Source organism: Achromobacter sp. NCFB-sbj8-Ac1-l, from assembly GCF_052695805.1.
Genome location: NZ_CP199812.1, coordinates 907,900 through 928,555 on the forward strand (window position 1 = coordinate 907,900; position 20,656 = coordinate 928,555).

The following is a 20,656-nucleotide window of genomic DNA, read 5'->3' on the forward strand; positions in this document are numbered from 1 at the left end:
GATGGCGTGGGGGCTTCAGTCCACGCGTCCTTTCTTCTGGATGAACTCGATCTTGTAGCCGTCCGGATCTTCCACGAATGCGATCACGGTGGTGCCGTGCTTCATCGGGCCGGCTTCGCGGGTGACCTTGCCGCCGCGCGCCTTGACCTTGTCACAGGCGTCGTAGGCGTTGTCGACTTCCAGGGCGATGTGGCCGTAGCCGGTGCCCAGGTCGTACTTGTCGGTGTCCCAGTTGTGGGTCAGCTCGATGACGGCGCCTTCGGATTCGTCCTGGTAGCCCACGAAGGCCAGGGTGAACTTGCCGTCGGGGTAGTCGTTGCGGCGCAGGACGCGCATGCCGAGCACGTTGGTGTAGAAATCGATGGACTTGTCGAGGTTGCCGACTCGCAGCATGGTGTGGAGCATACGCATGGGGAAAATCCTTAGGCGGTGAGGGGATGGGGGACGAACCGGGCATGCCCGGCATGGTCCCTGGAAATGCCCAGGTCTTGCAGCGCGCCGCCCATGGCGTCGACCGCAAGCCGCATCTGGTCGGGCCCGAAGGCGCCGATGCAGCCGACCCGGAAGGTGGGTTGTTCGGTGTTGGTGAAATTGCTGAGCATGAAGCCGCGCTGCTTGAGCGCATCGACGAACAGCTGCAGGTTCCAGGTCGGGGCGTCGGGCGCATGCACGTTGACGACGATAGGGCCTTGCAGGTCGGGCGGCAGGTAGGGCGTCAGGCCCAGGCCGGCCACGCCCTCGTACAGCGTGCGCATGTTGGCGGTGTAGCGCGCCAGGCGGGCTTCGCGACCTTCCTGGTGATACAGATCGAGCGCCACGGCCAGCGCCGCCAGCGTCGGGGCGGGCGGGGTGAAGCGCGGGCCGGCGTTGGGCGCCAGCGTGTGCTGGTAGATGTCGGCCAGGTCCAGCGACCAGCTGCCGGCGTTGCCCTGGGCGGCTTGCAGGCGGTCACGGCGGGCCACGACGAAGGCGGCGCCGGGCAGGCCTTCCAGGCATTTGTTGGCGGTGAGCACGACGGCATCGATGGCCGGCAGGGCAGCCAGGTCCAGCGGCAGCGCGCCGAAGGCCGACACGGCGTCGACGATGACGCGGCGGCCCAGGGCGTGGGCCACCCGGGCCAGTTCGGGCACGTCGTGGCAGATGCCGCTGCCGGTTTCGCTGTAGACCAGCGCCACATGGGTCAGCGTGGGGTCTTGTTCCAGCGCTCGCGCCACGGCTTGCGGATCGACGCGTTCGCGTGCGCCGACGGCCAGCGGCACGGCGATGCGGCCCGCGTCGGCCGCCAGCTTCTGCAGTCGGCTGGCGTAGGCGCCGGTGGACGGCGCCAGCAGGCGTCCGCCCGCGGGGACGAAGGTGCGGATCGCGGCTTCCACCGCGAAATGGCCGCAGCCCGGCAGCGCCAGCGCTTCGTGGTGGGCGGCGTCGGCCTGGGCCACGCGCAGCACGCCGGCGCAGACCTGGCGGTAGAGCGCGCGGAATTCGTTGTCCCAGGGCGCGTAATCCTGCGCCATGGCGGCCTTCACCCGGGCATCGGTCGTGACCGGGCCGGGAATCAGCAGCAGCATTTTTGGTGTCTCCGAGGGGGTCGCAAAGTCGCCTCGCGCCATTCCTAGAATTGGGGGAGCGAGGCGGGATCGTGGCGCCGCAGCACGTTCTTGGCTTCTTCGAAGTCGGGCAGGATCTGGCCCACTTCGCGCCAGAAATCCTGGCTGTGGTTCATTTCGCGCAAGTGAGCAAGTTCGTGCGCGATCACGTAATCGATGATGGCCGGCGCGAAGTGGATCAGGCGCCAGTTCAGCATGATGTTGCCGTCGCTGGTGCACGAGCCCCAACGCGTGGCCGCCGACGACAGGCGCCAGCGGCGGATCTTCAGGCCGCTGATCTGCAGGAAGTGCGCCAGCCGCGCGCCGAACCAGGCGCCGGCACGCTGTTGCAGCCAGGCCTGCGCGGCATCGCGGATGCGGCCCTGGTCGGCCGTGGCGGGCAGTGCCAGCCACAGCGTGTCGCCATCGGCGGGGGCGTCGGCTTCACCCGAGAGGTAGGTCTGGCGGCTGTCACCCCCCACGCCCAGCACGATGCGCTTGCCCAGGTAGGGCAGTTCGCCGCCGGCCTGCCAGCGCGTATGCGCCATGGCCAGCTGTTGCTTGCGGGTGTGCCATTCGCGCAGCTTGGCGACGATCCAGCGGGCTTTTTCGCGCACGGCGTCGTCGATCTGCGCCAGCGTGACCCAGTTGGGCGCCGTGACGCGCAGGCCGTCGTCGGTGATGACAAAGCCGATGCTGCGGCGACGCGAGCGCAGCAGCACGAAGCCGATGGGTTGCGGGTCGGTGTCGACCTCGCGCCAGCGGGCGCCGGGCGGCATGGGATCGGGGCAGGGCGTGGGCACGCGCGAGGCGGCGTTGGGTGACAGCGTCAGCAACGGCTCGCCGGCAGGCTTGGGGGCGGATGGCGCGGCCGCAGGGGGCGTAACAGCAGGGGGCGCGACAGGCGATGCGGCGGGAAACAACAGCGCAGACTGCGGGTGGACGTCAGGCGGGGCAGCGCGTGGGACTGAGGGCCGAGCTGGGGGGCGCGCGTTCAGCGGCGACGCGCCCGAGGGCGCGTCGTGGTCGTGCACGTCGAACAGAAGTTCGAGCTGATCAGTGCTGGCCATACCTTTCAGGGTTGAGACGCCGCATTTCCCCTTCGATCCAGTCTTGCACTTTCTGGTTCAGTTCTTCGGGGGAGATTCCCTTGGATTCTATCGCGGGACCGATGGATAGCGTAACCAGGCCCGGATATTTGACGAAGGCGTTTCGCCGCCAGCATTCGCCGGCATTGTGCGCGACCGGAATGACGACCGCGCCTGTGCGCGAGGCCAGCAGGGCGCCGCCCATCTTGAAGCGTGCGGTCTTGCCCGGCGGCACGCGGGTGCCTTCCGGGAACAGCAGCGGCCAGCGGCCTTCGTCCAGCCGGGTCTGGCCCTGTTTGACCACCTGTTCGAAGGCGTCGCGGCCCTTGGCGCGGTCGATGGCGATCATGCGCAGCAGCGCCAGGCCCCAGCCAAAGAACGGCACCATGTGCAGTTCTTTCTTGTAGACGAAGCAGACTTCGCGCGGCATGTAGGCCGGAAAGAACAGGGTTTCCCAGGCCGACTGGTGCTTGGACAGCAGCACGGCGGGGCCGTCGGGCAGGTTTTCCCAGCCCTTGACCTGCCAGCGGATGCCGCAGAACACCTTGGCGCCCCAGATGGCCAGGCGCGGCCAGCCGACCGTGAGCTTGTAGCGCAGGTGCAGCGGCAGCGGCGCCCACAGGATGCAGGCGAAGGCGTAGGGGATGACCGTGATGGCCAGGAACAGGAAATACAGGAACGAGCGCAGCCGGGCCATCAGTTGTCCTGGAGCAGGGCGTCGGCCACGGCCGACAGGTCGTTGCAGACCCGCGTGTTGTCGGGCAGGCCGCCTTTGGCCAGCGTCTTCTTGCCGTTGCCGGTCAGCACCAGCCACGGCGAGCAGCCCGCTGCGCTGGAGGCCTGCAGGTCACGCAGCGAATCGCCCACGGCCGGCACGCCGGCCAGGTCGACGTCGTAGCGGTGGCCGATCTGCTCGAACATGCCGGGTCGCGGCTTGCGGCAGGTGCAGTTGTCGTCCGGGCCGTGCGGGCACATGAAGACGGCATCGACGCTGCCGCCGGCCGCGGCCAGCTCGCGCCGCATCTTGGTGTGGATGGCGGTGAGCGTGTCCATGTCGAACAGGCCGCGGGCCAGGCCCGACTGGTTGGTGGCGACAACCACGGTCCAGTCCGCCTGGGTCAGGCGGGCGATGGCCTGCAGGCTGCCGGGCAGGGCGATCCATTCGTCGGGATTCTTGACGAATGCGTCGCTGTCCTGGTTGATGACGCCGTCGCGGTCGAGGATGATGAGTTTCACTGTGCCAGCCTGGAGATGTCAGCCACCTGGTTCATCAGGGCGTGCAACTGGCCCAGCAGCGCCAGCCGGTTGGCGCGCACGGCGGGGTCGTCGGCCATGACCATGATGTCGGCGAAGAAGGCGTCGACGGGTTCGCGGGCCTGGGCCAGGGTGCGCAGGTTGGCGGCGAAGTCGCCGGCCGCCAGTTGCGCCTCGGCTTGCGGGCGCAGCGTGGCAATCGAGGCGGCCAGCGCCTTTTCGGCGGGCTCGACCAGGGCGGCGTCGTTGACCGCGCCGATCTCGCCTTCGGCTTTCTTGAGCAGGTTGCCGATGCGCTTGTTGGCGGCGGCCAGGCTGGCGGCTTCGGGCAACTGCGCGAAGGCGGCGGCGGCGCGCACGCGCTCGGCCACCTGGTGCAGCGGCGGCGCGAGGGCGATGACGGCCTCGACCGCATTGCGGTCGTGGTCGTTGATGAGCTGGTTGCGGTAGCGCTCGTAGATGAAGGTGCGCACTTCCGCCAGCGTCTCGGCGGGGATCTTGCCGGCCGGGAAGGTGGCGGCCGTGGCGGCCAGCAGGCCGTCCAGCGACAGCGGGCCGTCCTGGTTGAGCTTGAGCCAGCCGCCCGCGGCCAGTTGCTCGAACGCGCTGATCAAGCCCAGCGCGGCGCGGCGCAGGCCGAAGGGGTCGCGTTCGCCGGTGGGCGCCAGGCCGATGGCCCAGATGCCGACCAGGGTTTCGGCGCGCTCGGCGATGAACAGGGTGGCGGCGGTCAGGCCGTCTTGCGTGACGGGGGCGTCGTAGCGGTTGCGGTACTGGCTGCGCAGGGCTTGCACGACGCTGTCCGGCTCGCCGTCGCCGGCGGCGTAGTAGGCGCCCATGATGCCTTGCAGTTCGGGGAATTCGCCCACCATGTTCGAACCCAGGTCGGCCTTGGCCAGCAGCGCGGCGCGATCGGCGGCGGTGACGTCGCTGCCCAGCTTGCCGGCCACGTCGCGGGCGATGGCACGCACGCGTTCGACGCGTTCAAGCTGGGTGCCCAGCTTGTTGTGGTAGACGATCGAGCCCAGTTGCTCGACGCGCGCGGCCAGCGGCGTCTTGCGGTCGGTTTCGAAGAAGAACTGGGCGTCGGCCAGGCGCGGGCGCACCACGCGCTGGTTGCCTTCGACGATGTTCACCGGGTTGTCCGTGTGCATGTTGCTCACGATCAGGAAGCGGTGCGTCAGGCGGCCGGTGGCCGGGTCGAACAGCGGGAAGTACTTCTGGTTCAACCGCATGGTCAGGATCAGGCATTCCTGCGGCACTTGCAGGAACTGTTCCTCGAACTGGCCCACGTAGACGGTCGGGTGTTCGACCAGGGCGGTCACTTCGTCCAGCAGCGCGGCTACTTCCGGGTCGTCGCCCAGGGTGGCGGACAGGCGGCCGGCGTGGTCCAGCAACTGGCGCTGGATCTCGTCGCGACGGCCTTCGAACGAGGCCACCACATGGCCCTTTTCGGCCAGGGTGGCAGCGTAGACGTCGGCGTTGGCGAACGAGACGGCGCCGCTGCTCATGAAGCGGTGGCCCAGCGTCTCGCGGCCGGCGGTCAGGCCCAGCGCGGTGACCGGCACCACGTCGGCGCCGAACAGCGCGACCAGGCCGTGCGCCGGGCGCACGAACTTCACGGTGGTGACACCGTCGGCCAATTGGTAGCGCATGACCTTGGGGATCGGCAGGCCGTCGATGGCCGCGTCGATGCCTTCCTGCAGGCCGACAGCCAGCTGCGCACCGGGGGCGGTGCCGCGGGCGACCAGGTAGTCCTGCTTGCCGTCGGATTCGCGTTCCAGGGTGGCCAGGTCGATGTTCTCAAGGCCCTTGGCGGCCAGCTTCTTCTGCAGCGCCGGGGTCGCCTTGCCGTCTTCGGTCAGGCCGATCTTCACGGGCATCAGCTTTTCGGCGTAGGCCTGGTCGGGCGCCTGGGCCAGCACGGCCGACAGGTGCACGGCCAGGCGGCGCGGCGTGGAAAATGCCTGCACGGCGCAGCCGTCGGCCAACAGGCCGTGGCGCTGCAGCGTGGCGCGCACGCCTTCGGCAAAGGCCTGGCCCAGCTTCTGCAGGGCCTTGGGCGGAAGTTCTTCGGTCAGCAGTTCGACCAGCAGCGGGCGGATGTTCGTCGTCATTTATGCAGCCTCCCCGGCGGCCTTGTCGCGGCCCAGCATGGGAAAGCCCAGTCGTTCGCGGGAATCGTAGTAGGCCTGCGCGACGGCGCGCGACAGGTTGCGGATGCGGCCGATGTAGGCGGCGCGTTCGGTCACGCTGATCGCACCGCGCGCGTCCAGCATGTTGAAGGTGTGCGCGGCCTTCAGGGCGGCCTCGTAGGCGGGCAGCGCCAGGGGCACGTCCATCAGGCGCTTGGCTTCGGCTTCGTAGTCGTTGAAATGCGAGAACAGCATTTCGGCCGACGAGTGCTCGAAGTTATAGGTGGATTGCTCGACCTCGTTCTGGTGGAAGACGTCGCGGTACAGCACGCGGTTGCCGTTGGCGCCTTCGGTCCAGACCAGGTCGTACACGCTTTGCACGTCCTGCAGGTACATGGCCAGGCGTTCCAGGCCGTAGGTGATTTCACCGGTGGTCGGGGTGCAGTCCAGGCCGCCCACTTGCTGGAAGTAGGTGAACTGGGTGACTTCCATGCCGTTGAGCCAGACTTCCCAGCCCAGGCCCCAGGCGCCCAGGGTGGGGTTTTCCCAGTCGTCTTCGACGAAGCGGATGTCGTGCTGCGTGGGGTCGATGCCCAGCGCCTTGAGCGAACCGATGTACAGGTCCAGGATTTCCGGGGGCGCGGGTTTCAGCACCACCTGGTACTGGTAATAGTGTTGCAGGCGGTTGGGGTTTTCGCCGTAGCGGCCATCCTTGGGGCGGCGCGAGGGCTGCACGTAGGCGGCGCGCCAGGGTTCCGGCCCGATGGCCCGCAGGAACGTGGCCGTGTGCGAGGTGCCGGCGCCGACTTCCATGTCGTAGGGCTGCAGCAGGGCGCAACCCTGCTTGTCCCAGTATTCCTGGAGCGTAAGGATGATTTGCTGAAAGGTGAGCATAGGATTCTTGGAATTCGGTCGCCGGGCGACGTCTGCCGTGGGCGTGGGAAACCGGGCATTTTAACTGGCCCGGGGCAGGGCGGGGGCCGGCCCCAGGAAATGGGGCGACATCCCCGCCGTTACATTTTCCGGCGTCGCCTCGCCATGGAACGGCCTGCCGGGGACGGATGGCGGGTTGCGGCAGCTGGCGTGCTCCTGGCGGACACCGGCCGGCCGCGCGCCTGCGGCGGCCAACCATTGGTCGTATCATTCCGGGTTGACGCCCAGTCTTATATAAAACCAACACCCCTGGAAGGAGCATCCGCATGTCTGACCTGATCACGGTGGAAGTCGCCGACGGCATCCAGATCATCACGATCAACCGTCCCGAAGCCAAGAACGCCATCAACCTGGAAACCGCGCAGGCCATGGCCGCCGCGCTGGACCAGCTGGACAGCCGCGACGACGTGCGCATCGGCATCCTGACGGGCGCGGGCGGCACGTTCTCGTCGGGCATGGACCTGAAGGCCTTTGCCAAGTCGGGCCAGCGTCCGTATGTGGAAGGCCGCGGTTTCGCCGGCCTGAACGAAGCGCCGCCCAAGAAGCCCCTGATCGCCGCGGTCGAAGGCTATGCCCTGGCCGGCGGTTGCGAGATGGCCCTGGCGTCCGACCTGATCGTGGCCGCCAGCAACGCCAAGTTCGGCCTGCCCGAGGTCAAGCGCGGCCTGGTGGCCGGCGCCGGCGGCATGCTGCGCCTGCCGCGTCGCCTGCCCTACCATATCGCCATGGAAGTGATCCTGACCGGCGACATGCTGAGCGCCGAACGTGCCTATGGCTTCGGCCTGGTCAACCGCCTGACCGAACCGGGCGGCGCCCTGGCCGGCGCGCTGGAACTGGCGCGCGCCATCGTCGAGAACGGCCCGCTGTCGGTGCAGACCGCCAAGAGCATCGTGGCGCAGTCGGGCGACTGGAACCAGGACGAGATGTTCGACCGCCAGCGGCCGCTGATCGCCCATATTTTCGCGTCGGCCGATGCGAAAGAAGGCGCCACCGCCTTTGCCGAGAAGCGCAAGCCCGTCTGGCAGGGTAAATGAATCTTGCCCCCACGCCGCACTCGCTGCGCGAGCTAGCTGCCCCCCGAGGGGGCCTTTTTGCCTTGGGGCGGCCCGGCGGCAAAATTTGTGCCCCCACGCCGCGCTCGCTATGCGAGCTAGCTGCCCCCCGGGGGGGGCTTTTTGCCTTGGGGCGGCCCGGCGGCAAAAAAATTCTTCTTTCATGCCGCGGCCGGCTAGCCGGCCGCGTTTTCACGTTCCCTTCGTAACTCGCATATCGCCATGTCCGTCCTCATCAAAGAAGAAGACTTCATCCAGTCTATCGCTGATGGCATCCAGTTCATCAGCTACTACCACCCCGTCGACTACATCCGCCACCTGGCCCGCGCCTACGAGCGCGAGGAAAGCCCGGCCGCGCGCGACGCGATGGCCCAGATCCTGACCAACTCGCGCATGTGCGCCGAAGGCAAGCGTCCGCTGTGCCAGGACACCGGCATCGTCAACGTGTTCCTGAAGGTCGGCATGGAAGTGCGCTTCGACACCAGGCGCACGCTGCAGGAACTGTGCGACGAAGGCGTGCGCCGTGGCTACCTGAACCCGGACAATCCGCTGCGCGCTTCGGTGCTGGACGATCCGCTGTTCGCCCGCAAGAACACCCGCGACAACACGCCCTGTATCCTGCACGTCGAGCTTGTCCCGGGTGACAAGGTCGACGTGCAGCTGGCTTCGAAGGGCGGCGGTTCGGAAAACAAGTCCAAGTTCGCCATGCTCAACCCCAGCGACTCGCTGGTGGACTGGGTGCTCAAGACGGTCCCGACCATGGGCGCCGGCTGGTGCCCGCCGGGCATGCTGGGCATCGGCGTCGGCGGCACCGCCGAAAAGGCCATGCTGATGGCCAAGCAGTCGCTGATGGAAGATATCGACATGTACGAACTGCTGGCCCGCGGCCCGCAGAACAAGCTGGAAGAGCTGCGCATCGAGCTGTACGAGAAGGTCAACGCGCTGGGCATTGGCGCGCAGGGCCTGGGCGGCCTGACCACCGTGCTCGACGTCAAGATCAGCACCTTCCCGACGCACGCGGCCTCCAAGCCCGTCGCCATGATCCCGAACTGCGCCGCCACCCGCCATGCGCACTTCGAGCTGGACGGCTCGGGCCCTGCGCGCCTGGATCCGCCGTCGCTGTCCGAGTGGCCCGAAGTGCACTGGGCGCCCGACTACAACAAGTCCAGGCAGGTCGACCTGAACACGCTGACGCGCGAAGAAGTCGCCAGCTGGAAGCCGGGCCAGACCCTGCTGCTGTCGGGCAAGATGCTGACGGGCCGCGATGCCGCGCACAAGCGCATCCAGGACATGCTGGCCAAGGGCGAGCCGCTGCCGGTGGACTTCACCAACCGCGTCATCTATTACGTGGGTCCGGTGGATCCGGTGGGCGACGAAGTGGTGGGCCCCGCCGGCCCGACCACCGCGACGCGCATGGACAAGTTCACCGACATGATGCTGGAGAAGACCGGCCTGATCTCGATGATCGGCAAGTCCGAACGCGGCCCCGTCGCCATCGAGGCGATCAAGAAGCACGGCTCGGCCTACCTGATGGCCGTGGGCGGCGCGGCGTACCTGGTGTCCAAGGCCATCCGCGGCGCCAAGGTGCTGGGCTTTGCCGACCTGGGCATGGAAGCCATCTACGAATTCGACGTGAAGGACATGCCGGTGACCGTGGCGGTGGACGCCCAGGGCACCTCGGTCCACACGACCGGCCCGAAGGAATGGCAGGCCAAGATCGGCAAGATTCCGGTCGCGGTGGCGTAAGCCTCGTCCGCATCGAAGTCGGCCGCTCTTGTAGCGGCCGATTTTTTTCGCGGCAGGGCTGTGTTTATACTGGCCCCAATTCCGGGATAGTTCAGCGGTAGAACATCCGGCTCCAGTCTGGATAGGCGCTGGTTCGACTCCAGCTCCCGGATCCCTCTTTCTCCCAGGTGCTCGATGCATCACGACGACGCGCCAGAGGCGGGTGCGGTCGGCAGCGGTTACGCGGCCGCCATGCTCGCCAAGGCCTTCCTGACCCACGAGACCCACGCCGATCCCGACGTGCGCGAGCGCGCCGCCGAGCGCGTGCTGCGCTGGCGACAGGTGCTGGAACAGGCGTTGGCTGGCACGGTCGACTATGGCTCGCGTACGCCGCTGGCTGGCATTCCCGACTGGGTCACGCTGGAAGTCGTCACGGGCGGGTTCGCCACCGGCGCGCTGCTGGCGGGCGGGCCGCTGACGGAGTTCGAGCGCGAGCTGGCCGCCCGCACGCCGGGCATCCGCGCGGGCCACGAGCGGCGCGATCTGAATGCATATTTTCTTGGCGAGACAGGCATTGCCCAATTGCAGGCGCGCCTGGCCGATGGCGACTATCACGTCGATCTGCCCGAAGAAGCGGCGCTGTTGACGGTGGCCTGGCTGCTGCGGCAAGGGCAGGCGCAGGCCGCGCGCGACCTGGTCGCGGTGCTGGCACCGTTCTTCGATCGCCTGCGCTTCTATCCCGCGCCTTGGGCCGGCGACGAACCGGCCGCTTCGGACCTGCATGTCAGGACCGCGGGCGAGGTCGCCAGCCTGCTGGCGGCGCTGGCGCCGCCGTCGCGTCTGCAGGCGCAGCGGGCAACCGTGAATGAGCTGCTGCCGCGCCATGACCGCGCGGTCGCCCTGTTCCTGGAAACGGTGCAAGACGATTGGCCGTGCAGGCAGTACCCCGAGGGCTGGGCGGAACGCGCGGCGGCGCTGGTGCGCGAGGTCGAGGCGGCGCAGGCGGCGGCCGGGCAGCCGCTGGGCGGCGTGTCGCGGCGGCACCGACACAAACGCGAGTTGTTCGATCTGCTGGCGCAATGCGTTCGGGCCGCCGAAACGTTGACGGGCAGGCAGGTGGGGCGGGTGCGCCGCCTGGTGCAGGACTACGTGGCGGCGCACGGCGCGCCGGACGGGCAGGCGGTGCAGGACCTGCGGACCCGGCAGCGCGGCGATGTCGCCGCGCCGGGCTTTGACGCGGCGGCACGGGTGGTCGCCACCCGCTTGCGGGACTATCCCGAACAGGCCGGCGTGCCGGACCTGACGCCCGTGCTGGCGCCGCTGGCGGCGGCCGAGGCGCGCGACGCGGGTCTGCCGGCAGGGCTGGCCGTGCCGGCGCCCGTGGCGCGGCGGGTGCGGCGCTGCCAGAGCGGTACGCTGCCGCAATTGGTCGAACGGGGCTTGATACGCTCGGGCGAATTCCTGGCCACCTTGACGCCGCAGGTCACCGCCTCGCAACAAGGGGCGGGCTTTGCCGATCCCGCGCTGCGGACGCTGGTCGAGGCGGCCTATCGCGCATTCCGGCGCCGGCGGTCCCTGTTGCTGCTGAATCTGGCGCGTCAGGCGGCTTTTGGTGATCTGCCCTGGATTGCCGCTGTCCAAGCCCAGCGCCAGCCGGCGCAGCAGGATGCCGACGCGGCCGGCACCGCATTGACCGAGATCGCGGGCCTGGCCGTGACCGCCTTTCCGCATGCCGCGTTGCCCAACAAGCTGCTGCAAGAGCTGCGCGCCTTGAGCGAACGGGCCGGCCGCGACCTGCCCTGGGGCGAGGAGTTGGCCGCCGATATCTTCATGGGCGCGTTCGGCCCCAAGTTCGTCGAGGCGGCGCGGTGCGCGGCGTCCTTGCTGGATGGCAGCCTGTACGCCCGTTACTACGCGCTGGAGGTGCCCGCCATCCTGGCGTTGTCGCCCGCACGCGGCGAAGCGGCGTTTGTCAGGCTGTGCGCCGCGCGCGCGGGCGTGGCGCCGGGGTTCGGGCAGGTGGGCGCCAATGGCATGGTGATCGAACAGCAGCAGATCCTGACCACCCACAACCTGGCGCTGCTGGTGGCCGGTGCCGGCTTGGGACCCGCCTTGAGCGAGCGCTACGGCCAGTTGGCCTTTGCCGCGTTCGAGTGGCTCTGCGCACGCCAGCAGATGAAGATCGATGTCTGGCATGCCCGTATCCGCATGCTGCGCAACACCGCCATCGCCTGGCGGCAGGCGGTGTTCTTCCTGTCGCTGGCGGCGCCGGCCGAGCGGGATGAGACCATCGCTGCCATGCAGGCGCACCTGGCGGCGCAGGGGGCGGCGTTCCAGGCGCTGTTCCGTCCGGTCATGCGCGGCTTGCAGCAGGCGGCGCGCGGCGCGACGTTGCCGCAGCATGAGGCGGGCGAGCAGGGCGCGCGCGTGTTTCTCGGGTGGTTCGCCTCGCGCCATTGGATGCTGGACGCGGCGGCCTGACGCGGGCCGGGGCGCGCCAGGCGGGCGCGAAGCCGGCCCGCGCCTAGCGTGCGTTGCGGCGGGTGAACGCGGCAATGGCCTCGGGCGATTTACCCAGCACGTCGCGCAGCACTTCCTCGGTGTGCTGGCCCAGCAACGGCGGCGCGCGCCGGTAGACCACGGGCGACGCCGACAACCGCAGCGGGCTGGCGGTCACCGGCGCCACGCCGCCAGAGGGATGCGGCAGGTCGCGCCGCAATTGCCGCGCCGCGACCTGCGGGTGCGCAAAGGCCTGGGCAATATCGTTGATCGGTCCGCAAGGCACGCCCACCGCTTCAAGCTTGGCAATCCAGTCATCGCGCTTGCCTTGCCCCATGATCTCGGTCAGCAGCGCCACCAGCGTGTCCCGGTTCGTGACGCGCAGCCGGTTGGTGGCAAAGCGCGGATCGTCGCCCAGCTCGGCGGCACCGATGGCCGTGCAGTACGCGCGGTACTGCGATTCGTTCCCGGTGGCGACGATCAGGTGGCCGTCGCAGGCGGCAAATACCTGGTAGGGCACCACGTTCTGGTGCGCGTTGCCGGCGCGGGTGGGGGCCACGCCCGAATTGAAGTAGTTCGAATTCTGGTTGGCCAGCAGCGCCACATGGCTGTCGAGCAGCGCAATGTCCAGATGCTGGCCCAGGCCGCTGCGGTGGCGCTCTTGCAGCGCGGCCAGGATCGCCACCGTCGCGTACATGCCGGTCACGATGTCGGTGACGGCCACGCCTGCTTTTTGCGGACCGCCGCCGGGCAGGTCGTCGCGCTCGCCGGTGATGCTCATCAGCCCGCCCATGCCCTGGATCATGAAGTCGTAGCCGGGGCGGCGGGCAAACGGGCCGTCCTGGCCGAAGCCGGTGACCGAACAGTAGATCAGGCGCGGATTGATGGCCTGCAGGCTGGCGTAATCCAGCCCATACCTGGCCAGGCCGCCGACCTTGAAGTTCTCGACCAGGATGTCGCTGACGGCCGCCAGCTCGCGGATCAGCGCGGCGCCTTCGGGCGTGGCCATGTCGGCCTCGACCGAGCGCTTGTTGCGGTTGGCGCTCAGGTAGTAGGCGGACTCGTTGGTGTCGACGCCCTGGCCATCCTTGAGAAACGGCGGGCCCCAGGCACGGGTGTCGTCGCCGACGCGCGGCCGCTCGATCTTGATGACGTCGGCGCCCAGGTCGGCCAGGTTCTGGGTGCACCAGGGGCCGGCCAGGATGCGCGACAGGTCCAGCACGCGGATGCCGTCCAGGGCGGGCGCGCGGCTCATGCCTGCACCTCGGCGGCGCCATGAGTGAGGACGACAGTGCCACGTTCCCGCGCACGGGCGATGAAGCGGATCTGGCCGCCGGCCAGGCGCCACATGTCGCATTGCAGCGTTTCGCCGGGGTACACGGGCGCCGAAAAGCGCGCGTCCAGCCGGGTCAGGCGCGCGGCGTCGTAGTCGCACCAGGTCTTGACGATGGCGTGCGCCGCCACGCCGTAGGTGCATAACCCATGCAGGATCGGACGCGCATAGCCCGCCTGGTGCGCGACCTCGGGATCGGCATGCAGCGGATTGCGATCCGCATTCAGCCGGTACAGCAAGGCGGCTTGCGGCGGAATGCGCAATTCGCAACGCCGGTCGGGTTCGCCGTCCGGTGCGGCGGGCAACGGCTCGGGGCTGGCATCACCCGTGCCAAAGCCGCCGTCGCCGCGGCAGAACGTGCTCTGTTGCAGCGTCGCCAGGTGGGTGCCGGCTTCGTCGTGCAACGTGCGCTCGGTGATGACGATGGCGCCTTTGTCCGCGCCCTTGTCGATCACATGCGTGATGCGGCTCCTGCCGATGACCGTGCCGGACGTGGGCAAGGGCGCATGCAGCGTCATGCGCTGTTCGCCGTGCACCAGGCGTACCCAGTCGATGCCGGCGCGCGGGTCGCTCATCCAGAAGCCGGGGTAGCCCAGCACCACGCTCATGGTCGGAAAGGACTGCAGGCCTTTTTCATACACGTAGCGCAGCTGGCGGCTGTCTTCGGGGTCTTGCCCCAGGCCGATGCCCAGCGCATACAGCATGGTGTCCTTGTCTTCGTAGTGCTGGCGCACGTCATCGAAACGCCAGTGCTTCACGGTTGCGTAGTCCAGCGGCATGGTGGTCTCAGATGGGGTCCCAGTCGATCACGTCGGGCGAACGCTCCAACGCATGAAAGTGCTTGCGCATGGCGGGTACGGCGATCTCGCCGATGCTTTCAGGCGTCCAGCCATCGCTGTGGTGCACGCTGCGCACGGGGCGCGGCTGGCTCATCAGCATGATTTCGTTGGCGCGTACCGCAAAGATCTGCGCGGTGACTTCGCTGGCCGCGTCGCTGGCCAGGTACACGGCCAGGGGCGCAACCTTGCCGGCTTCCATCTTTTTGAGTTTCTCGACGCGCGCCTTTTCCTCGTCGGTCTCGGCGGGAATGGAGCTGGTCATGCGGCTCCAGGCGAACGGCGCGATGCAGTTCGAACGCACGTGGTAGCGCGCCATGTCCAGCGCGATGGACTTGGACAATGCCACGATGCCCAGCTTGGCGGCCGCGTAATTGGCCTGGCCGAAGTTGCCGATCAGGCCCGAGGTCGACGTCATGTGCACGAAGGCGCCCGATTCCTGTTCGCGGAAATACGGCGCCGCCGCGCGGCTCATGAAAAACGAACCATTCAGGTGCACGTCGATGACCTGGCGCCACTCTTCTTCGCTCATCTTGTGGAACACGCGGTCGCGCAGGTTGCCGGCGTTGTTCACCACCGCATCGATGCGGCCGAAGGCGTCGATGGCCGTCTGCACGATCCGGCTGGCGCTGTCGTAGGCCGCCACACTGTCGGTGTTGGCCACCGCCTGTCCGCCCGCCGCATTGATCTCGCGCACCACGGCGTGCGCCGGGCCGTCGCCGCCGCCTTCGCCGGCGAGCGAGACGCCGATATCGTTGACCACCACCTTGGCGCCCGCCTGCGCCATGGCCAGCGCAACGCCACGGCCGATGCCGCCGCCCGCGCCCGTCACGACCACTACCTTGCCGGAAACAATACCGCTCATTGGGCCTACTCCTGTGCCGCGGCGCGCGCGCCGCATGGAAGACAGTTCCGCGTCAAACCCGATGGTTTACGGGGTTGCCCCATGGTATGTTCGTGACGGCATTCGAAGAATTCAAAATTAGAAATGCCCCCCTTCTGTGTGGTGGAACATGAGACATGATCTGACTGACCTGCGGCTCTTCCTGAACGTGGGAGAGACGCTGAATCTGACGCGTGCGGCCGAACGCACGTTCCTGTCGCTTCCCGCCGCCAGCGCGCGGGTCAAGCACATGGAAGAGGCCTTCAAGGCGCGCCTGTTGGTGCGCATGGCCACCGGGGTGGCCCTGACGCCCGCGGGCGAGGTGCTGCTCAAGCACGCCAACGCCGTGTTCCGCCAGCTCGAATGCCTGAACGCCGACTTGCAGCCCTACGCCAATGGCCTGAAAGGCCGGCTGCGCCTGCTGGCCAACACGACCGCCACCAATTCCTTCCTGGCCGACGCGCTGTCGACCTTCCTGGCGGAAAACCCCGACGTGGACGTGGAGCTCGAAGAAAAGATCTCGGGCGACATCGTCATCGCGATCCGTGCCGGCGCCGGTGACCTCGGCCTGGTGGCCGGCAATATCGACGTGGAGGGCCTGGACGTCACCCCGCTGTTCCGTGACGAACTGACGGTGGTGACGTCGCTGAACCACCCTCTGGCGGCCTCGACGTCGGCGCATTTCGTCGACCTGGTGGATGCCTACCAGTTCGTCGGCATCCACCCTGACAGCGCCATCCAGACCTTCCTGGAAGACATCGCCAGCGGCCTGGGCAAGCGCATCTGCCAACGCGTGCACGTGGGCAGTTTCGAAGCCGTGTGCCGCATGGTGGAGGCCGGCGCCGGCATCGCCGTGGTGCCGCGTGCCTGCGCCGCGCGCTACAGCCGCCCCGACGCGCTGCACGTGCTGAAACTGGAAGACCCCTGGGCCCTGCGCGACCGCCTGCTGTGCCGCCAACGCGGCCGCGACCTGCCCAGCTTTGCCGAGTGCTTCATCGAACACGTGCAACGCGCGGCGCGCGGGCAGTAGCCGCGGGGCAGGGGCGGATTCCAGTTGGATCTGCTGCGTGGGTGCCGCTCGCTCAGGCCCCTCGACGTAAACGAAAGCAAGCTTCGACACGACCCCTTTTTTCGCGTGGCACCGCCGCAGATTGTGTCCGCTGAGCGAACGCGGCAGGCCGGCGAAAGAGGGGCTTTTGAAAATGTGTAGCGGTAAACGCGGCGCGGCGGCAAATAATAAAAAAAGCCCCGGCCAGGCAGGATGCATGGCAACGCAGAAGACGGGGCGGGCAGGCGGCAGGGCACCGCGTGGTTCAGGTGCGGTTTGCGGCCAGGCCACCGACAAGAACGACCCTCAGGAGACCGCCTTGCAAGATCCTCAACGCCGCCGCGTCATCGCGGGGCTGGGCGCCGCGTGCGCCACCGCTTTGCTGCCCAAGTTCGCCCACGCTGCCACCTGGCCGGGCCACGCCGTAACGTTCATCGTGCCGTTTCCCGCCGGTGGCCCGGTGGACACGACGGCCCGCTTCACGACGCAACCCCTGGGCCACCTGTGGTCGGTGCCGACCGTGGTGGACAACCGCTCGGGTGCAGGCGGCATCGTGGGCGCACAGTTCGCGGCCAAGGCCGAGCCCGACGGTTACAGCTTCTTCTTCGCCTCGATCCACCACGCGGTGCTGCCGAGCCTGCGCGACAACCTGACGTACGACATCACGCGCGATTTCGTGCCGGTCGGCATGGCGGCTGTCTTCCCGATCGTACTGGTGGTGAACCCATCGCTACCGGTGAATTCGGTGAGTGAACTGATCGACTATGCGAAGGCGAACCCGGGAAAACTGTCGTTCAGTTCGTCGGGCACCGGTGGCGGCACGCACCTGGCGGGCGAGCTCTTCAACGCGATGGCAGGCGTCAAGATCCAACACATCCCGTACCGAGGCAGCGCACCGGCGATGCAAGACCTGCTGGGCGGCCAGGTACAAGTGATGTTCGCCGACGGGCCTTCCGCCGTGCCGCATCTGAAGACGGGCAAGGTGCGCGCGCTGGGGGTCGGCAATCCGACGCGGTCGAGCATGCTGCCGGAGGTGCCGACGATTGCGGAAGCGGGGTTGCCAGGGTACGAGGCGTATTCCTGGAGCGGGCTGATGGCGCCTAAGGGGACGCCGGGGGAGATCGTTTCTAAATTGAATGCCGATTTGGTGAAAGTCTTGTCTGACGCGGGGACGGCGAAGGCCATGTTGGCGGCTGGGGCTGAGCCTAAGCCTGGGAGTGCTGGGGAATTTGGGGAGTTTGTGAAGGGCGAGGTTGTTAAGTGGCGGGAGTTGATCAGGAAGGCGGATATTAAGCTTGAGTAGGTTGGTGGGTTGTCGTTCTTGAGTCGCGCTTGGCGGTGTCGGTGTGCGGTGGGCGGGGCTACGATTGCGGTCCGGAGCCTTCGCTCCGGACTTCCCCGTCGTCATCGTCGTCCGCCTTCGGCTCCCTTCCGATTCCCTCGGGCGCATCTAACGCCCCGCCCACCGCACACCGACACCGCCAAGCGCTCAGGATGCGGTTTAGCCACGGTAGCTGGGTAGAGCGGTGTGCTTGGCATGGTAGCCACGGTCAGAGTGGGGTGGGCGGGGTGGGACGGTGCCCGTCTCGTGCCGGCCGCGCGGGCGGCCTTACGAGACTTACGCGGCGTCTTGCGGGCACCGATGGCGCTCTCGCGTGTGGGTGGCGATGCTGGTGGTGTTAGAGCGGCCTGTTTTGTGAGCGCCTAGTGCTGATGGACATGCGGCAGTATCTATCGGCGCGGATGCCGTGGCGTTCGACGTCAGTGCGCAGCGCCTGATGGGCGGCGCGCGAGACAGTCACCCCGCGCAAACCAGTACCTGCCGCGCCGCCCATCACCGCCCCTCCCCCCTGACGGGAAACCATTAGAAAACCAATCTCCATAAACGCGAAGCGCCCCCGCAACACTTTCTAGAAACGCAATGCCAAACGTGGCCGCCCGCGCGGCCGCGGCTTGGCGACCCTGCAGATTCCATTCCCTGACCACAGGTCTAACAGCGCATCAAACCCAGATGCACGTAGCCCCTGGCGGGGGTGGCTTGTGGAGTGGGCAACCTCGATGCGCCCGAGGGAATCGGAAGGGAGCCGAAGGCGTACGACGATGACGACGGGGAAGTCCGGAGCGAAGGCTCCGGACCGCAATCGTGGGCGCCCACTCCACAAGCCACCCCCGCCAGGGGCGACCTACGAAGATCAACCGACCGTACAACCCAAATAGAATCACATAAGTAAAAACAAAAACCACAAAAGAATTAATCAAGCAATCTCAAGAAATACGAAGCAATGTTTTCCTTGCCTCTCGATACTCTGCCTCCAGCAATGCCACCAGATCTGCCACCGCCAAGATCTCTTGGCTTGAACCCACGCCCTGGCCCGCGCTCCAGATGTCTTTCCAGGGGGTGGGGCGGGTGGATTTGTCCAGGTTGGGGGGTGGGGGTGTTGTTTGCCTTTTTATGTGGTGGGGGTCCAGGCCTGCGGCCTGGATGCTGGGGGTCAGGTAGTTGGCGGGGACGCCGGAAAAATAGGGGGTGTTGAGTACGTCTGCGGCTTGCGCGCCTAACACCATTTGCCTATAGGTTTCGTTTGCCAGGGATTCTTGGGTCGCGATGAAGCGGGTGCCCATGTAGGCGAAATCGCAGCCCAGGGCCTCGGCCGCCAGGATGTCCTTGCCGTGGCTGATGCAGCCCGACAGGGCTAGCGGGCCGTCGTAGAACGCGCGGATTTCGTTGACCAGGGCGATCGGGTTCAGTTGGCCCGCGTGGCCGCCTGCGCCGGCGGCCACCAGGATCAGGCCGTCCACCCCCGCGTCCAGCGCGCGCTTGGCATGGCGGACTGTTGTTACGTCGTGGTAGACCTGGCCGCCGTAGGCGTGGGCGGCGCGCACCACGGCTTCCGGGGGGTGCAGCGATGTGATCAGCAGCGGCACCTGGCGTTCCGCGCAGATTGCCAGGTCGCCTTGCCAGCGGGCGTTGCTGGGGTGCACGATCAGGTTCACCCCGTACGGGGCGACTTGCGTGCCCGGCGCCGCGCGGCGGGTCGCGGCCAGGCGGGTTTCGATGCGGGTGATCCACTCGTGCAGCTGTTCCTGCGGGCGGGCGTTCAGCGATGGGAACGTGCCGATGATGCCGGCGCCGCATTGCGCGGCCACCAGGTCCGGGCCCGAGACCAGGAACATGGGGGCGCCGATGATCGGCAATCGGGTTTGCGTGCGCAAGGCGGGCGTTCGGCTCATAGGCAGGTTCCGGGTGCGGTTCAACAGAAAAGGGTCAGTTCGCCTGGATGTTCGCGCTCTGGATCACGTCTGCCCACAGCGCGTACTCGCGGTCGATACGGTCTTGCAGCGCGGCGGCGTTGCCCGTGTTGATCGTGTAGCCGCCTTCCGTCATCGCGCGGCGAAACGCCGGGTCTTGCGACACGTCCGCCAGCGCGCGCGTCAGGCGGGCGCGGATGTTGTCCGGCAGCTTCTTCGGCGCCACCAGCGCGTACCAGCCCACGACCTCGTAGTCCTTCATGCCCGCCTCGACCATCGTCGGCACGTCCGGCAGCTCGGGGTTGCGCGTGCGCGACGTGACCGCCAGCGCGCGTGCCTTGCCGCTCTTGATGAACGGGATCGCCGTGCTCGTGATGTCGAACATGAACGTGATCTTGCCGCTCACCACATCCATCATCGCCGGCGAATTGCCGCGGTAGGGCACGTGCAGCATCGGCACACCCGCCTGCTTTTTCAGCAGTTCTGCCGACAGGTGGTTCGATGCGCCGATGCCGGCTGAACCGAACGACACCGCGTCGGGGTGGGCGCGGGCATAGTCCACCAATTCGGTCACGTTCCTGGCCGGCGCCTGCGGGCCGATCAGCAGCACGTTGGCGTAGTCCACGATCAGGCCGATCAGCGAGAAGTCCTTGCGTGGGTCGAATAGCGTGCTGCGTTGGACCAGCGGCGACATCGTCAGCGTGGGGCTGGCGGCAAAGCCCAGCAGGTAGCCATCGGGCGGCGCCTTGGCCGTCGCATCGGATGCGATCATGCCGCTGGCGCCCGCGCGGTTTTCCACCACCACCGCCTGGCCCAGCTTGTCGCCCAGGTACTTGGCGAACACGCGTGCGGTGGTGTCCACCGGGCCGCCCGGGGCGTAGCCCACCAGCAGGCGGATGGGGCGGTCGGGGTAGGCGCTGTCGGCGGCGGCTGGGGTGCCGATCGCGGTGGCGGCGGCGAAGGCCGCCGCGGCAAGCAGGTGCTTGATGTTCACGCTCATGTCTCCTTGGGGACAGGCCGGTCGCAGAGCGGAACGAA

17 protein-coding genes and 1 tRNA gene are annotated in these 20,656 nt (G+C 67.7%); 6 read left to right on the forward strand and 12 right to left on the reverse strand.

Annotated features, from left to right (window positions below; all coding sequences use genetic code 11):
- Positions 1 to 15: 15 nt before the first annotated feature.
- The 7 genes from gloA to glyQ are packed head-to-tail and all read right to left on the reverse strand — an operon-like array spanning position 16 to position 6,954.
- Positions 16 to 411: a lactoylglutathione lyase gene (gene gloA / locus ACUDP5_RS04290; protein ID WP_263913893.1), complete on the reverse strand. Its 396-nt coding sequence runs from the start codon at positions 409 to 411 to the stop codon at positions 16 to 18.
- A gap of 11 nt (positions 412 to 422) precedes the next feature.
- On the reverse strand, positions 423 to 1,565 hold the full coding sequence (locus tag ACUDP5_RS04295) for a 2-aminoethylphosphonate--pyruvate transaminase (protein WP_445658211.1): 1,143 nt from the start codon (positions 1,563 to 1,565) through the stop codon (positions 423 to 425).
- Positions 1,566 to 1,609: 44 nt separating this feature from the next.
- A complete protein-coding gene (locus tag ACUDP5_RS04300) occupies positions 1,610 to 2,653 on the reverse strand; it encodes a M48 family metallopeptidase (RefSeq protein ID WP_445658212.1) in 1,044 nt (347 codons plus the stop codon).
- Positions 2,640 to 3,368, reverse strand: a complete 729-nt coding sequence (locus ACUDP5_RS04305; RefSeq protein ID WP_263913896.1) for a lysophospholipid acyltransferase family protein — start codon at positions 3,366 to 3,368, stop codon at positions 2,640 to 2,642. The genes ACUDP5_RS04300 and ACUDP5_RS04305 overlap by 14 nt, the downstream gene beginning before the upstream one ends.
- The gene (gmhB, locus tag ACUDP5_RS04310; protein WP_445658213.1) at positions 3,368 to 3,907 is read right to left on the reverse strand and encodes a D-glycero-beta-D-manno-heptose 1,7-bisphosphate 7-phosphatase; all 540 of its coding nucleotides are present in this window, start codon (positions 3,905 to 3,907) and stop codon (positions 3,368 to 3,370) included. Before gmhB ends, ACUDP5_RS04305 begins: the two co-directional genes overlap by 1 nt.
- A complete protein-coding gene (gene glyS, locus ACUDP5_RS04315) occupies positions 3,904 to 6,042 on the reverse strand; it encodes a glycine--tRNA ligase subunit beta (protein WP_445658214.1) in 2,139 nt (712 codons plus the stop codon). The genes gmhB and glyS overlap by 4 nt, the downstream gene beginning before the upstream one ends.
- Entirely contained in the window at positions 6,043 to 6,954 is a 912-nt protein-coding gene (gene glyQ, locus ACUDP5_RS04320; RefSeq protein WP_025136700.1) for a glycine--tRNA ligase subunit alpha, read from the reverse strand.
- 305 nt (positions 6,955 to 7,259) lie between these two features.
- Here glyQ and ACUDP5_RS04325 point away from each other — a divergent pair, with 305 nt between their 5' ends.
- The 4 genes from ACUDP5_RS04325 to ACUDP5_RS04340 all read left to right on the forward strand — a co-directional run bounded on the left by ACUDP5_RS04325 (position 7,260) and on the right by ACUDP5_RS04340 (position 12,251).
- Positions 7,260 to 8,027, forward strand: coding sequence for a crotonase/enoyl-CoA hydratase family protein (locus ACUDP5_RS04325; RefSeq protein ID WP_263913898.1), 768 nt, complete (start codon positions 7,260 to 7,262; stop codon positions 8,025 to 8,027).
- Positions 8,028 to 8,267: 240 nt separating this feature from the next.
- On the forward strand, positions 8,268 to 9,791 hold the full coding sequence (locus tag ACUDP5_RS04330; protein WP_263913899.1) for a fumarate hydratase: 1,524 nt from the start codon (positions 8,268 to 8,270) through the stop codon (positions 9,789 to 9,791).
- Positions 9,792 to 9,871: 80 nt separating this feature from the next.
- Positions 9,872 to 9,943 (forward strand) — tRNA-Trp (locus ACUDP5_RS04335).
- A 22-nt stretch (positions 9,944 to 9,965) separates the two neighbouring features.
- Positions 9,966 to 12,251: a hypothetical protein gene (locus ACUDP5_RS04340; protein ID WP_445658215.1), complete on the forward strand. Its 2,286-nt coding sequence runs from the start codon at positions 9,966 to 9,968 to the stop codon at positions 12,249 to 12,251.
- 43 nt (positions 12,252 to 12,294) lie between these two features.
- Here ACUDP5_RS04340 and ACUDP5_RS04345 read toward each other — a convergent pair whose 3' ends face one another.
- Genes ACUDP5_RS04345 through ACUDP5_RS04355 form a run of 3 tightly spaced genes read right to left on the reverse strand, consistent with a single transcriptional unit; the run spans position 12,295 to position 15,303 of the window.
- Positions 12,295 to 13,524: a CoA transferase gene (locus tag ACUDP5_RS04345; protein WP_263913901.1), complete on the reverse strand. Its 1,230-nt coding sequence runs from the start codon at positions 13,522 to 13,524 to the stop codon at positions 12,295 to 12,297.
- Positions 13,521 to 14,381 (reverse strand): MaoC/PaaZ C-terminal domain-containing protein, encoded by an 861-nt coding sequence (locus ACUDP5_RS04350; protein ID WP_263913902.1) that lies wholly within the window; start codon positions 14,379 to 14,381, stop codon positions 13,521 to 13,523. Before ACUDP5_RS04350 ends, ACUDP5_RS04345 begins: the two co-directional genes overlap by 4 nt.
- Positions 14,382 to 14,388: 7 nt before the next feature.
- Positions 14,389 to 15,303 (reverse strand): SDR family NAD(P)-dependent oxidoreductase, encoded by a 915-nt coding sequence (locus tag ACUDP5_RS04355; RefSeq protein ID WP_263913903.1) that lies wholly within the window; start codon positions 15,301 to 15,303, stop codon positions 14,389 to 14,391.
- Positions 15,304 to 15,451: 148 nt separating this feature from the next.
- Here ACUDP5_RS04355 and ACUDP5_RS04360 point away from each other — a divergent pair, with 148 nt between their 5' ends.
- Together ACUDP5_RS04360 and ACUDP5_RS04365 are read left to right on the forward strand one after the other, a co-directional pair.
- The gene (locus ACUDP5_RS04360) at positions 15,452 to 16,351 is read left to right on the forward strand and encodes a LysR substrate-binding domain-containing protein (RefSeq protein ID WP_445658216.1); all 900 of its coding nucleotides are present in this window, start codon (positions 15,452 to 15,454) and stop codon (positions 16,349 to 16,351) included.
- A 337-nt stretch (positions 16,352 to 16,688) separates the two neighbouring features.
- Entirely contained in the window at positions 16,689 to 17,672 is a 984-nt protein-coding gene (locus ACUDP5_RS04365) for a Bug family tripartite tricarboxylate transporter substrate binding protein (protein ID WP_445659129.1), read from the forward strand.
- 962 nt (positions 17,673 to 18,634) lie between these two features.
- Here ACUDP5_RS04365 and ACUDP5_RS04370 read toward each other — a convergent pair.
- Both ACUDP5_RS04370 and ACUDP5_RS04375 read right to left on the reverse strand, forming a co-directional pair.
- Positions 18,635 to 19,600, reverse strand: coding sequence for a nitronate monooxygenase family protein (locus ACUDP5_RS04370; RefSeq protein ID WP_263913907.1), 966 nt, complete (start codon positions 19,598 to 19,600; stop codon positions 18,635 to 18,637).
- Between the two features lie 34 nt (positions 19,601 to 19,634).
- Positions 19,635 to 20,612: a tripartite tricarboxylate transporter substrate binding protein gene (locus ACUDP5_RS04375; RefSeq protein ID WP_263913908.1), complete on the reverse strand. Its 978-nt coding sequence runs from the start codon at positions 20,610 to 20,612 to the stop codon at positions 19,635 to 19,637.
- Between the last annotated feature and the right edge of the window lie 44 nt (positions 20,613 to 20,656).